This window comes from Octadecabacter algicola (assembly GCF_021532625.1).
GTDB lineage: Bacteria > Pseudomonadota > Alphaproteobacteria > Rhodobacterales > Rhodobacteraceae > Octadecabacter > Octadecabacter algicola.
In genome coordinates this window covers 499737-512197 of sequence record NZ_JAKGAR010000003.1, presented here as the reverse complement: position 1 = coordinate 512197, position 12461 = coordinate 499737, and the positions used below count along the sequence as shown (strand labels likewise).

At 52.8% G+C, this 12461-nt stretch carries 11 protein-coding genes; 4 read left to right on the top strand and 7 right to left on the bottom strand.

The window, feature by feature from the left end:
* Positions 1–34: 34 nt before the first annotated feature.
* From L0666_RS13720 to hslO, 4 genes are read right to left on the bottom strand one after another with little or no spacing between them, the layout of a single operon-like run.
* Positions 35–607 carry a LysE family translocator gene (locus L0666_RS13720; protein WP_235261953.1) on the bottom strand — a complete coding sequence of 191 codons (573 nt, stop codon included), beginning with the start codon at positions 605–607 and terminating at the stop codon, positions 35–37.
* Positions 604–1845, bottom strand: coding sequence for a CCA tRNA nucleotidyltransferase (locus tag L0666_RS13715; RefSeq protein WP_235261952.1), 1242 nt, complete (start codon positions 1843–1845; stop codon positions 604–606). Before L0666_RS13715 ends, L0666_RS13720 begins: the two co-directional genes overlap by 4 nt.
* Positions 1842–2435 carry a CoA pyrophosphatase gene (locus L0666_RS13710; RefSeq protein WP_235261951.1) on the bottom strand — a complete coding sequence of 198 codons (594 nt, stop codon included), beginning with the start codon at positions 2433–2435 and terminating at the stop codon, positions 1842–1844. Before L0666_RS13710 ends, L0666_RS13715 begins: the two co-directional genes overlap by 4 nt.
* Positions 2422–3420: an Hsp33 family molecular chaperone HslO gene (hslO, locus tag L0666_RS13705; RefSeq protein WP_235261950.1), complete on the bottom strand. Its 999-nt coding sequence runs from the start codon at positions 3418–3420 to the stop codon at positions 2422–2424. Before hslO ends, L0666_RS13710 begins: the two co-directional genes overlap by 14 nt.
* A 74-nt stretch (positions 3421–3494) precedes the next feature.
* Between hslO and L0666_RS13700 the strand changes: the two genes are divergently transcribed.
* The 3 genes from L0666_RS13700 to msrA all read left to right on the top strand — a co-directional run bounded on the left by L0666_RS13700 (position 3495) and on the right by msrA (position 6031).
* Positions 3495–3935, top strand: coding sequence for an NUDIX domain-containing protein (locus tag L0666_RS13700; protein ID WP_235261949.1), 441 nt, complete (start codon positions 3495–3497; stop codon positions 3933–3935).
* A 49-nt stretch (positions 3936–3984) separates the two neighbouring features.
* Positions 3985–5208: an argininosuccinate synthase gene (locus tag L0666_RS13695; protein WP_235261948.1), complete on the top strand. Its 1224-nt coding sequence runs from the start codon at positions 3985–3987 to the stop codon at positions 5206–5208.
* Between the two features lie 160 nt (positions 5209–5368).
* On the top strand, positions 5369–6031 hold the full coding sequence (msrA, locus tag L0666_RS13690) for a peptide-methionine (S)-S-oxide reductase MsrA (RefSeq protein ID WP_418887996.1): 663 nt from the start codon (positions 5369–5371) through the stop codon (positions 6029–6031).
* Here the strand turns inward: msrA and L0666_RS13685 are convergent.
* Entirely contained in the window at positions 6021–6887 is an 867-nt protein-coding gene (locus tag L0666_RS13685; RefSeq protein WP_235261946.1) for a ribokinase, read from the bottom strand. The two genes, msrA and L0666_RS13685, sit on opposite strands and share 11 nt — an antisense overlap.
* A gap of 2 nt (positions 6888–6889) precedes the next feature.
* Positions 6890–9145 carry an NADP-dependent malic enzyme gene (locus L0666_RS13680; RefSeq protein WP_235261945.1) on the bottom strand — a complete coding sequence of 752 codons (2256 nt, stop codon included), beginning with the start codon at positions 9143–9145 and terminating at the stop codon, positions 6890–6892.
* Positions 9146–9268: 123 nt separating this feature from the next.
* On the opposite strand from L0666_RS13680, the gene mutS reads away from it, so the two are divergent.
* Positions 9269–11893, top strand: a complete 2625-nt coding sequence (mutS, locus tag L0666_RS13675) for a DNA mismatch repair protein MutS (protein WP_235261944.1) — start codon at positions 9269–9271, stop codon at positions 11891–11893.
* On the opposite strand, the gene L0666_RS13670 is transcribed toward mutS, so the two are convergent.
* Complete coding sequence (locus L0666_RS13670; RefSeq protein ID WP_216035886.1) at positions 11877–12449, bottom strand: nucleotide exchange factor GrpE; 573 nt, start codon at positions 12447–12449, stop codon at positions 11877–11879. The two genes, mutS and L0666_RS13670, sit on opposite strands and share 17 nt — an antisense overlap.
* Between the last annotated feature and the right edge of the window lie 12 nt (positions 12450–12461).

Sequence of the window (12461 nt, the reverse complement as noted above, 5' to 3'; positions counted from 1 at the left end):
AGGTTTCCTTTCGCCCCTGAATAGATCGCAATCCCTACAAGAAAACCAGTGCAGAGAAACAAACCAAAGCCAACGCCATCCCACGCATGAAAATCTGCCACTTGATCGGGTCAACAAGAAGGGATTTTAGTAAGCTACCTGCGTAGGTCCAAAACAAACAGACAAACAGATTGGTTACGCTGAACGTAATCGCCAAAGTGCATGCTTGGGCTATTGGGGCAAGTTCGGGAACAAGCATCGATGCAGACAGTGCAACGGCCCAAATTTTCGGGTTCACCCATTGGAAAAGTACCGCTTCAATAAAGCTAAACGGTCGTTCTTTGCCATGAGCTTGAGAAGGCGGTGCGTTCCATAATTTCCAGGCCATCCAGAGTATCCAGCACGCAGCGACAATGGTCAGCGCAAACCTCATTCGCGGGGCACCCTCAAGCAATGCCCCGAGGCCCAATGCTGTTACAAACGCGATGACGCCAACACCAAGCGCAACCCCCAAGAGATGTGGTAACGTCGCACGAAATCCGAAACGAGCGCCCGATGTCGTCAACAGGATTACGTTTGGCCCCGGTGAGAATAGCCCAAAAAACACAAATCCGATGAGCACGGTCATGGCATGGCCAAAAGGTCCGCTTTGGAAACCTCGAACCGAGCGCGGATCCAAACAGTTTCAAGATGCTTGAGTCGATCACCTAGCGCCTTACCTTCGAACGCTGGCATCAGGTCTTGGGCTTTGATCGGAAACTCTGCGTTCGCCCCAATAGTAACATCGGCAAGAACAGAACTGTCAAATGGCTGCATTAACGACGCCCATCGCAAAAGGAGACAATGCACTGCAGTCCAATACCCGTAAAGATACCCAAGCTCGTGCGGTGGCTTCATTAAGCCCGCTTCTGCGTGAACAAGGTTTAGTTTTCTGGCGTCCACATTCGAGAGCCGCAACCGATCCGCAATGTCTTCGCAACCCAGTGATGCAAGCCGCGTCGGAACATCCATAGGCGGAAGCATGCGTCCTTCGATCGGGTAGGTTTCTTCAAGATCAATCAGTCGCGCGAGCGTCAAAACAGATGCACCCGGCAGGATACGATTCAGGACGCCGGACTGTTCCATCGAGCCGATAATCGGCGCGACATCAAACTGTGCAATCAATCGGGTCATTTCCATGCCAATCCGTTCACGAGAGACGCCCTCGAGTCCCTCGGCAAGCTGGGCGCAAGCTGAGAGCCCTTCTGCATCAATCCCTTCATTCCGATTGCCGATGGAGGCGGTAAAGCGAAAGAACCTTAAGATCCTTAGGTAGTCTTCTTCGATACGTTTCAGGGGATCACCAATAAAACGAACACGTCGCGCCTTGAGGTCGGTTGATCCACCGACAAGATCGTGAACTTTGCCACGCCGGTCCGAATAAAAAGCGTTGATGGTAAAGTCGCGACGCATTGCGTCGTCTACTATGTCTTTAGAATACGCAACCGTAGCGTGACGGCCATCGGTATCTATGTCTTTCCGAAACGTTGTAATCTCAAATGTTCCGGCACCATTTGGTGCGACCGCGGTAATCGTTCCGTGCTCAAGTCCAGTGGGGATCGCTTTCCACGAGGTTTTTCGGGTCGTCAGTTGTTCAACGATCTCGGTTGTCACATCCGGCAAAGCGTCCGTACTTAGGTCAACATCCGAAACCGCCCTTTCTAACACCGTGTCCCGCACACACCCGCCAACCGCATAGATCTTGTGTCCTTGATCTTCGAATGCCGCCATCAAAGTTTGCAAAGCTTCGTCCACCAACCAACGCGGCTGCCCGATGTTCGTTAACGCGCCAGAGGCGTCCCAAAACGATTGCTTTCCATCGCTCATTTAGCACCCTCCGCCAAACCTCGAAGAATGCGCGCAGTTGCTCCCCAGATGTAATATGGCCCAAAAGGCACCACGTAATACTGACGTTTTTGTCCGCGCCACCAACGACCCTCGACTGAATAGTTGTCAGTATTCAGCACATGAACCAGTGGCACGGTAAAAACCTCGGCCACCTCTCCTGGTTCTGCAACGAAGTCTAAGGCTGATGGAACCAAACCTACAACCGGGGTTATCGCATAATTTGTCACGGTCTCATGATTTGGCAGTGTTCCAATCACTTGGACGGACTCCGGCCTAAGGCCAATTTCCTCATGGGCCTCCCGCAGAGCAGTATGTGCCAAGTCGCGATCGGTGTCGTCCTTACGCCCCCCCGCAAACGCGATCTGCCCAGCGTGATGTTTCAGCTGGGCAGATCGTTTTGTCAGAATGAGTTGGCCATCCATGCTTACCGCCACCAAGACAGCAGCAGGTTTTAAGATGCGCGCTTCAGGCGACGCCAGTTCCGGATTAAGATCAAAATCCGAAGACGCTTGCCGCACGTTTTCGACTGCACGACGAAGCGAATGTTCTAGAGCGTCAGGATTTAGCATCTGGGCCTTCGGTCGCCTCGAACCCCAGCGTGTTTGGCTGGAATTCGTAGTGGGCACCGCAAAACTGGCAGTCCGCAGTAACGGTATTCTCGTCCGTCGTCATATGAGCGATATCTCGAGCCGAATAGATCGACAGTGATTGGCGCACCTTTTCGGGCGAGCAGGAACATCCGAATTCGACGGGCTGCGCGTCAAAGACCCTTGGTTGATCTTCGTGAAACAATCGCACCAACAGCTCCGTAGGCTGCACACTTGGGCCGATCAGTTCCAGCTCTTCCGCTGTTCTCAGATGGGTCGTAGCGCGGTTCCAGTTTTCGCCTTCGTCTTCATCTAAGATGTCGGTTGCGCTTAGCAATCCTTCTTCGCCTGTTGCATCATCCGCAACCGATGGGGAGGCCTTAGGCATGGATTGCAGCATGATCCCACCCGCACGCCACGACTCTTGGCCGCCCGGCACGGAAGACTTGCCGTACGTAAGTTGAAACGCCGTAGGCAGTTGCTCGCTTTGTGCAAAGTACGCTTCCGCACAAGCAGACAGAGACCCACCAGCGATTGGAGTAATCCCTTGATACGGTGTCGTCCCCTCACCTTGATCGATGAGAATAGCAAAGTAGCCCTTGCCGATTTGCGAGAACGCGTCGCCCGTTGGGTCAATCTTGTCTTTATCGTAACTCGCGTACGCGCGGATTTTTCCGGGTTTCCCATCTTTCGTAGGGCCATAGTAATCCGTCGCAATTAATCGCGCTGGGCCATCGCCGCGGACTTGTAGTGATAGCTTCCAACGCAGTTTGATCGTTTGGCCGATCAACGCGGTAAGTAAAGCCATTTCTGCAACCAAGGCTTCAACGGCTGGAGGATAATTATGTTGGGAAAGGACTTGATCCAGCACACCATCGAGACGGGCCACACGACCACGAATGTCAGAGTCGTCGAGCTGGAATGGCAGGACGGTATCGTCCCAAGCAATTTTAGATGCAGTGTTCATAGGGCTTTCCTAACAAGTCGAGGATTGGCATACCGCGTCCATATAGGTGCCACAAGACAGGCAAAAAGGGTAAGATGCGAAGATACGGCGATCGAGTTGACCCCGCTATGCGCTATAGGCCGCGCCCAGGCGCATATGTGATCCTTCAAAGAGGGAATGATTTACTGCTAACAGAGCAAGATGGCGCACGCCTTAAGCACCCTGAAATACAGCTGCCTGGTGGCGGAATCGATGCGGGTGAACATGTTATTCCAGCTTTGCACCGTGAAGTGATGGAAGAAACCGGTTGGCGCATGACGCGCCCAACGCGGATTGGCGCATACAAACGCTTTGTTTACATGCCGGAGTACGACATGTGGGCGGAAAAGATTTGCGCGATTTATTGGGCCGAACCGACCTATTGTTATGGCCCGCCATTGGAAGAATTGCACACCGCCATTTGGGTCCCAATGCGTCAAGCCCCTACCCTTCTAAGCAATGAAGGCGACGCTGACTTCGTAGCCAGCTTGCTCTAACCCAGAAATCGGAGTAACCCGCTGGCGATCAACGCTTAGGAGTTCTCCAATGTCTGCACCCAAAAAAGTCGTACTTGCCTATTCAGGTGGCTTGGACACGTCAATCATTCTGAAATGGCTGCAAACGGAATACGGCTGCGAAGTCGTAACATTTACCGCCGACCTCGGTCAGGGCGAAGAACTGGAACCCGCCCGCAAGAAAGCGTTGGACATGGGGATCCCTGAAAAAAACATCTACATCGAAGATGTTCGTGAAGAGTTTGTACGCGATTTTGTCTTCCCAATGTTCCGTGCAAATGCCGTCTACGAAGGCCTTTACCTTTTGGGTACGTCAATTGCGCGCCCTTTGATTTCAAAGCGACTGGTTGAGATCGCTGAAGAAGTTGGTGCGGACGCCGTGGCGCATGGCGCGACGGGCAAAGGCAACGATCAAGTGCGCTTCGAGTTGGCCGCATATGCGCTGAACCCAGATATCAAAGTGATTGCGCCATGGCGTGAATGGGATTTGTCCAGCCGTACAAAACTTCTGGAATTCGCTGAAGCGCATCAAATTCAAGTGGCCAAAGACAAACGCGGCGAAGCGCCGTTTTCCGTTGATGCAAATCTGTTGCACACATCTTCCGAAGGCAAAGTTCTGGAAGATCCTGCTGAGATCGCGCCGGATTACGTTTATCAACGCACAGTTGCGCCTGAAGATGCACCTAACGATCCTGAGTTTGTTGAGATCGGTTTTGAAAAAGGCGACGCAGTTTCAATCAACGGCACCGGCATGTCACCTGCCGAAATCCTGACCAAACTTAACGAACTTGGCGGCAAGCACGGATGTGGTCGCCTTGATTTGGTTGAGGGCCGTTTCGTCGGCATGAAATCTCGTGGAGTCTATGAAACACCAGGCGGCACGCTGCTTTTGGAAGCACACCGTGGCATCGAATCGATCACGTTGGATCGCGGCGCGGCACACCTGAAAGACGAGCTTATGCCTCGTTATGCGGAACTGATTTACAATGGCTTCTGGTATTCGCCAGAGCGTGAAATGCTTCAGGCCGCAATCGACAAGTCACAAGAACATGTGACCGGAACAGTAACGCTGAAGCTCTACAAAGGCTCCGCAAAAACCGTCGCACGTGCGTCTGAGTTCAGCCTCTATTCCGAAGCACATGTTACGTTCGAAGACGATGCAGGCGCATATGACCAGAAAGATGCCGCGGGATTCATTCAGTTAAACGCGCTGCGCCTGAAACTACTCGCTGCACGCGACAAGCGTACAAAATAAGCGCTAGCAGAGCGATCAACATTCGTTAGATCGCTCTGCTGGCCCAGTTTGAGCCCTGCTGGAAAGTTGCGAGTGGTAAACTGCGCGTGAGCACACGCTGCAGTGAATTGCGCACGATCACCTTTGCCGCGATTGTTACTGGCAAAGGAGATATTCCATGATGACGACGTCACGAAAATTAAAAACAATCGCGTTGGCCGCGGCCATCGGTGCTGCAACGTTGATGCAAGCCGGCAGAGTCGAAGCACGCGACATGCAAACGATTACTGTCGCGGGCGGGTGTTTCTGGTGCGTCGAAAGCGACTTTGAAAAAGTTCGTGGCGTGGCAGAGGTGACATCAGGCTACACTGGCGGTTCGACAGCGAACCCAACATATCGGCAAGTAACTGGTGGCGGAACCGGTCATTATGAGGCGGTCGAAATTCGCTATGACGCTGATCAGGTCAGCGCACGGCAGATTTTTGATCTGTTCTTTCGGTCTGTAGATCCAACGGATGCAGGTGGACAGTTTTGTGATCGCGGCGATAGCTATCGGACCGCAATTTTCGTCTCTAACACTGCAGAACAGCAGATCGCAGAGGCCGCACTCGCGTCTGCTCAATCTGCTCTTGGTCAGCGAATAGTGACCCCGATCCTACCATTGTCCGCGTTCTATGATGCGGAAGAGTACCATCAAGATTATTACAAAGGGCAAAATCGAGTTATCACACGCGGTGGCATTAAAACTGAGGCCGAAGCTTACGCATTCTACCGTGAGGCATGCGGCCGTGATGCGCGGGTCGAAGAGCTTTGGGGCCGCAACGCTCCGTTTATCAACCACTAAACGCTTGGACATCCGCCAGATCAGGGATCACGTCGGCAGTGCCACGCCGCGTGACCATGATTGCCGCAGCCTTTGATGCGAACTGCATTGCTTGAAGGATGGGTTGACCGCGGTCGAGCCCAGCCAGAACATATCCAGTAAAGGTATCGCCCGCCCCAGTGGTATCAACAGGTGTCACTTCAAACGACGGAACATGAACGGGGCTTTCTTCGCCGAACCACTTCGCACCCTTTGCGCCTAGCGTCACAATGATGTCTTTGACTGGCAGATCTTCTGGTCCCTGCCCTGTCGCGTCCCGCAACTGATCAGATTCGATTTCATTTAGAATAAGAAAATCAAGATGAGGCAGAAGCGACATGGTGACCTCTGCATCAAATGGCGCCGCAGCATAGGCCGTTCTTAAACCCATCTTTTTGGCGAGCTTCACGGCATCAAGCTGCATGTTCACTTCGTTCTGTGTAACAAACCAGTCGCCTGTTTTTGCCAGTGTTAGAGACTGGTTCAGAGTTGCCTGAGGGATCTCGCGGTTCGCACCAGGGTAAACAACAATACCATTCTCACCATCATCTGCGACAAAGATCATCGCATGGGCTGTTTCAGTTTCTATGAATTTTATGGCGCGTGTATCAACGCCATACTCCATCAATCTATCAACCGCCCAGCGCCCATCAGGCCCAACAGCACCAATATGCGCAACATGTGCACCCGCTCGCGACGCCGCGACGGACATGTTTGCCCCCTTACCGCCCAAGAATACCTGTCGTGACACGGCGTCCAACGTTTCACCTGGCGCCGGTATATGTGGCACTCCATAAACGTAGTCCGCATTGATTCCACCAAGGTTCCAAATGGTCATTGTTATGTCGCCGTGCTCGACGCAAGGACAGCCATGTTCAAAATGTCGTTCACCGTGCTGCCCGTAGAACATATCTGGATTGGTTTATCGATGCCCGCCAAAATCGGCCCAATCACCGTCGCACCAGCCATTTCCTGCATCAGCTTGACCGAGATCGAAGCAGAGTGACGAGCCGGCACAACCAGAATGTTGGCTGGTCCAGTTAGACGGCAAAACGGGTAGTGTTCCTGCGCCTTGGCATTCAACGCAACATCGACGGTCATCTCGCCATCGTACTCGAAATCAACGCCGCGAGCGTCAAGTACGTCCGTTGCAAGGTGCATCTTCTCTGCTCTTTCAGATACCGGGTACCCAAAAGTCGAAAAAGAAGCGAACGCAACGCGAGGTTCAAGACCAAGACGACGCGCGATATGGGCACTCTGTTCAGCGATATCCGCTAGTCCATTTTCATCGGGCCATTCATGAACAAGCGTATCAGAGATAAGAACAATCCGGCCTTTGTTAAGCACGGCGGTAACGCCAACTGCACCATCTTGGGGACCCGCATCAAAGACGTGGTTAATCAACTCAAGAACATGGGCAGATTTACGCGTCGCACCAGTTACCATTCCGTCCGCATGACCATGTGCAAGCATCAAAGATGCAAAGACGTGACGATCACGCGATGCCAGACGATGAATATCGTGCCGATCATAACCTTTGCGCTGCAAACGGTCGTAAAGATAGGATTTATAGCTGTCCAGGTGCTCAGTGTTTGCTGCATTCACAACACGCAATTCACGTACCGCATCCCCAAGGCCAGCTGCGATGAGCTTCTCTTTCACATCATCTTCTCGCCCGACCACAAGAGCACGCCCAAAGCCTGAGCGTTGATATTGAACAGCCGCCCTAAGAACACGCGGATCGTCGCCTTCAGCAAAGACAATCGTATGTTGGTTCGCACGAGCACGCGTGTTGATCCCACGTAGAATACTTGCCGTTGGATCCATGCGAGTCTTGAGAGATTCCTCATACCCTTCGATGTCGACGATAGGGCGACGCGCAACACCAGTATCCATCCCTGCGCGCGCAACGGCTGGCGGTACAACATGGATCAAACGGGGATCAAATGGCGTTGGGATGATGTAATCTCGTCCAAAGGTTAGCTTCTTACCATATGCCATCGCCACTTCGTCTGGGACGTCTTCGCGGGCGAGCTGGGCAAGCGCATGAGCGCAAGCGATCTTCATTTCATCGTTGATCGCTCTTGCGTGGATGTCGAGAGCGCCGCGGAACAAATACGGGAAGCCCAACACGTTGTTTACCTGATTGGGGTAATCACTGCGACCTGTCGCAACGATCGCATCGACCCGTACAGCGTGAGCTTCTTCCGGTGTGATCTCTGGATCAGGGTTCGCCATCGCAAAGATGACTGGATTATCAGCCATATCGGCAACCATTTCCGGCGTAACAGCGCCCTTGGCCGAAACGCCCAGAAACACGTCCGCGCCTTTCATCGCGTCTTCAAGACTGCGTAATTCAGTTTTGACAGCATGGGCGGACTTCCATTGGTTCATGCCGTCGGTACGACCCTGATAGATCACCCCCTTTGTGTCACAAACGATACAATGCTCGTGTTTGGCACCCATGGACTTCAACAACTCAATGCATGCGATACCCGCAGCGCCTGCCCCATTGAGCACGATCTTAACGTCCTCAATTTTCTTGCCCGAGATATACAAGGCATTGATCAAGCCAGCAGCGCAAATCACTGCTGTTCCGTGTTGGTCATCATGAAAGACTGGGATGTCCATTTCTTCCTTGAGCCGTTGTTCGATGATGAAACATTCCGGCGCTTTGATATCTTCGAGGTTGATGCCGCCAAACGTCGGCCCCATGAGGCGGACCGCATTACAAAACGCATCTGGGTCTTCAGTATCGAGTTCAATGTCGATCGAGTTCACGTCAGCGAACCGTTTAAACAGAACCGCCTTACCTTCCATCACTGGCTTTGAGCCCAGCGCGCCTAGATTTCCAAGGCCCAAAACAGCCGTTCCGTTCGAAATCACTGCAACTAGGTTGCCTTTGTTGGTGTAGTCATATGCCAACTCAGGATTCTCGGCGATGTCTTCACATGGAACAGCCACACCCGGAGAATACGCAAGTGATAGATCACGTTGAGTGGTCATAGGAACAGTCGCGTTGATTTCCCATTTGCCCGGTGTGGGTTCCAAATGGAACGCTAGAGCGTCCTCTCGTGTGATCCGATTGCTGGCCATGTTTCTCTCCCTTAAGTCTGAGCCTTGATAGGGGGCGCGAATGTTCCCCGCAATGGGCGGATTTTGGACTTTCGTCGCTAACATATGGCCATTAGGTTGCATCAGCGGCCATTGGGGGGACACATGAGCAGCACTGTGACGCCGATGATGGCGCAATATCTTGAGATCAAAGCCGACCATCCGGACGCGCTGCTGTTTTATCGTATGGGCGATTTCTATGAATTGTTCTTCGATGACGCTGTTGCAGCGGCTGGGGCGCTCGATATTGCTCTCACGAAACGTGGAAAACACTTGGGCGAAGACATCGCGATGTGTGGCGTACCGCATCATGCCGCCGAAGGGTATTTTCTAACTCTGATCCGCAAGGGACATCGGGTTGCAGTTTGCGAACAACTTGAAAGCCCCGCTGAAGCAAAGAAACGCGGTTACAAATCCGTCGTTAAACGCGGTGTAACGCGGGTCGTTACGCCCGGAACTTTGACTGAGGATGCATTACTTGATGCGCGTCGACACAACTTTTTAGCAGCCTATGCTGATGTGCGCGGGGAAGGGGCCTTGGCTTGGGTTGATATCTCTACAGGAGCGTTTTCAGTCCTGAGCTGCAAAGCGTCCGAACTTGGGCCGGAATTGGCGCGTTTGGGGCCCAAGGAAGTACTTCTGAGTGAAGCTGGTGAAGACGAATTCAGTTCGATCATCGAAGATTCTGGCGCTGCTGTCACGACCTTGGGTAATGCGGCATTTGATAGCACGAATGGTGAAAAGCGCCTTATTAGTGTCTATTCTGTCGGATCTCTGGAAGGTTTTGGGGCTTTCGACCGCGCCGAAATCGCAGCGATGGCAGCAATTGTCGAATATCTTGAGATCACTCAAAAAGGGAAACTGCCGCTGCTACGTCCACCAATCCGTGAAAAGCGCGAAGCTGCTATGCGGATCGACGCAGCGACGCGTAAATCTTTGGAGTTGGTCCGTGGGATGAACGGTGGGCGAGCAGGGTCATTGCTATCCGTAATTGACCGTACATCAACGTCAGCAGGGGCACGACTGCTGGAACGTCGACTTTCCTCGCCCTCTCGCGATTTAGGCCAAATATCCGCCCGCCATGATGCAATCTCGTGGTGCTTGGAACGGGCTGACGTCGGTGCTTTGCTAGAAGATCGGTTGCGCGAAGTTCCCGATCTGGATCGTGCATTATCACGCCTTTCCCTTGAGCGCGGCGGACCTAGAGATATGGCAGCCGTACGCAACGCAATCAGCCAAGCGGGGCTGATTTCTGACGCACTACCCTCCGAAATGCCCGATGTCTTGGTGCAAGCTGCCAAAGATCTAACAGGGCAGGAGCCATTGTTGGATTTGCTAGACTCCGCACTCGTTGCCGAACCGCCACTGCTTGCCCGCGATGGTGGGTTCATCGCGACAGGGTACGACACAGAACTGGATGAATATCGTTCTTTAAGGGACGAAGGCCGGTCTATTATTGCCGGTTTGCAAGGGCGCTATGCCGATGAAACAGGCGTCTCTGCACTGAAAATCAAACACAACAATGTTCTAGGCTACTTTGTCGAAGTGACAGCCACCCATGCGGAAAAGATGCTCTCTGCGCCGCTGTCAGAAACCTATATTCATCGGCAAACCACAGCAAACCAAGTTAGATTCACCACGATCGAGCTGTCAGAATTGGAAACCCGGATCCTGAACGCTGGTGGCCGGTGCTTGGAAATCGAAAAACGGCTCTATTCCACCTTAAGTACCGAAATACTCGGCCAATCTGCGCCGTTGTTTACTTTGGCCCGTGGTTTGGCGGAATTTGATCTTAGCGCGGCACTGGCACGACTGGCACGAGAAGAAAATTGGGTTCGTCCGATCCTGACAAACGAACGGGAATTCACGATCTCCGAAGGCCGTCATCCGGTTGTAGAGGCAGCACTTGCACCCAGCGGTACTCCGTTCGTGGCGAATGATTGTAACCTTAGTGATGAATCTATCTGGCTGCTCACCGGTCCGAACATGGCTGGTAAATCGACTTACCTACGGCAGAATGCGGTGATCGCGATCCTTGCGCAGATGGGGGCATTCGTTCCAGCAAAGGACGCCAAAATCGGAATTGTTAGTCAGATTTTCAGCCGGGTTGGCGCGTCCGATGATCTGAGCAAGGGACAATCGACATTTATGGTAGAGATGGTTGAAACCGCAGCCATTCTCAATCAGGCAGATGACCGCGCATTGGTGATCTTGGACGAAATCGGCCGTGGCACGGCAACGTATGATGGCCTGTCGATCGCATGGGCAACACTAGAACACCTGCATGAAGTAAACCGGTGTCGCGCTTTGTTTGCGACACACTATCACGAAATGACTGGGCTGTCTGACAAGCTAGACAACGTAGCCAATGCGACGGTGACGGTGAAAGAATGGGAAGGCGACGTAATCTTCCTACATGAAGTCAAACGTGGCACCGCAGACCGATCCTACGGTGTACAAGTCGCCCGTTTGGCTGGCCTACCCAAAACTGTTGTCGACCGCGCGAAGGTGGTGCTTGAAGCGTTGGAAAAAGGCGAGCGTGAGGGACAGCAAAAAGCAGTCATCGATGACTTACCCTTATTCAGTGCGACTCCAGCACCTGTTCCACAAAAAACCGCGCCATCCGAAGTGGAGGCGCGGCTTAAAAACGTGTTGCCAGATGATCTTTCGCCCAAGGATGCCTTGGATTTGATCTACGAGCTTCGTGGGTTGATTAAGACTTCGGAGTAGAAGACACGCCAACCTGTGCAGGACGCAACAAGCGGTCATGCAACATGAAACCAGTGTTTGCCACTTGGATGATGTCGCCAGCCTTAGTGCCGGGTAGGGGGGCTTCGAACATTGCTTCGTGGAACTGTGGATCAAACTTGTCGCCGACTTCCGGGACGATCGGATCAATGCCGTGCTTCTTAAAGACGCCAATCAGTTCGCGCATTGTAAGCTCAACGCCTTCCAGCAAAGCCTTGTCGCCTTCTTTGCCGTCTTCTTTCGCCATCTGAAGCGCGCGCGTCAGGTTGTCATAAACCGGCAGCAAATCGCGAGCGAGGCGAGAACCGCCGTAGTTTTCAGCTTCGCGCCGATCGCGATCAGCCCGCTTGCGCGAATTTTCTACATCAGCGAGGGCCCGCATATACCCATCTTTGAGCTCAGCGATTTCAGTCTTTAGAGCTACAATATCGTCACTCTCGGCGACCATTTCATCCAAGGTCATTTCGTCTTCTGGACCGAGATCGGTTTCCGCCATGATGTCATCAAGAAATTGGTCGTTGTTGTCTTTGTCAGCCATAATCCAGCATTC

Excerpts from the sequence above, each read along its gene's own strand:
- L0666_RS13720 (WP_235261953.1), bottom strand. The coding sequence starts at position 607 with ATGACCGTGCTCATCGGATTTGTGTTTTTTGGGCTATTCTCACCGGGG.
- L0666_RS13670 (WP_216035886.1), bottom strand. The coding sequence starts at position 12,449 with ATGGCTGACAAAGACAACAACGACCAATTTCTTGATGACATCATGGCG.
- L0666_RS13715 (WP_235261952.1), bottom strand. The coding sequence starts at position 1,845 with ATGAGCGATGGAAAGCAATCGTTTTGGGACGCCTCTGGCGCGTTAACG.
- msrA (WP_418887996.1), top strand. The coding sequence starts at position 5,369 with ATGACGACGTCACGAAAATTAAAAACAATCGCGTTGGCCGCGGCCATC.
- L0666_RS13710 (WP_235261951.1), bottom strand. The coding sequence starts at position 2,435 with ATGCTAAATCCTGACGCTCTAGAACATTCGCTTCGTCGTGCAGTCGAA.
- L0666_RS13700 (WP_235261949.1), top strand. The coding sequence starts at position 3,495 with ATGCGAAGATACGGCGATCGAGTTGACCCCGCTATGCGCTATAGGCCG.
- L0666_RS13695 (WP_235261948.1), top strand. The coding sequence starts at position 3,985 with ATGTCTGCACCCAAAAAAGTCGTACTTGCCTATTCAGGTGGCTTGGAC.
- mutS (WP_235261944.1), top strand. The coding sequence starts at position 9,269 with ATGAGCAGCACTGTGACGCCGATGATGGCGCAATATCTTGAGATCAAA.
- L0666_RS13680 (WP_235261945.1), bottom strand. The coding sequence starts at position 9,145 with ATGGCCAGCAATCGGATCACACGAGAGGACGCTCTAGCGTTCCATTTG.
- hslO (WP_235261950.1), bottom strand. The coding sequence starts at position 3,420 with ATGAACACTGCATCTAAAATTGCTTGGGACGATACCGTCCTGCCATTC.
- L0666_RS13685 (WP_235261946.1), bottom strand. The coding sequence starts at position 6,887 with ATGACCATTTGGAACCTTGGTGGAATCAATGCGGACTACGTTTATGGA.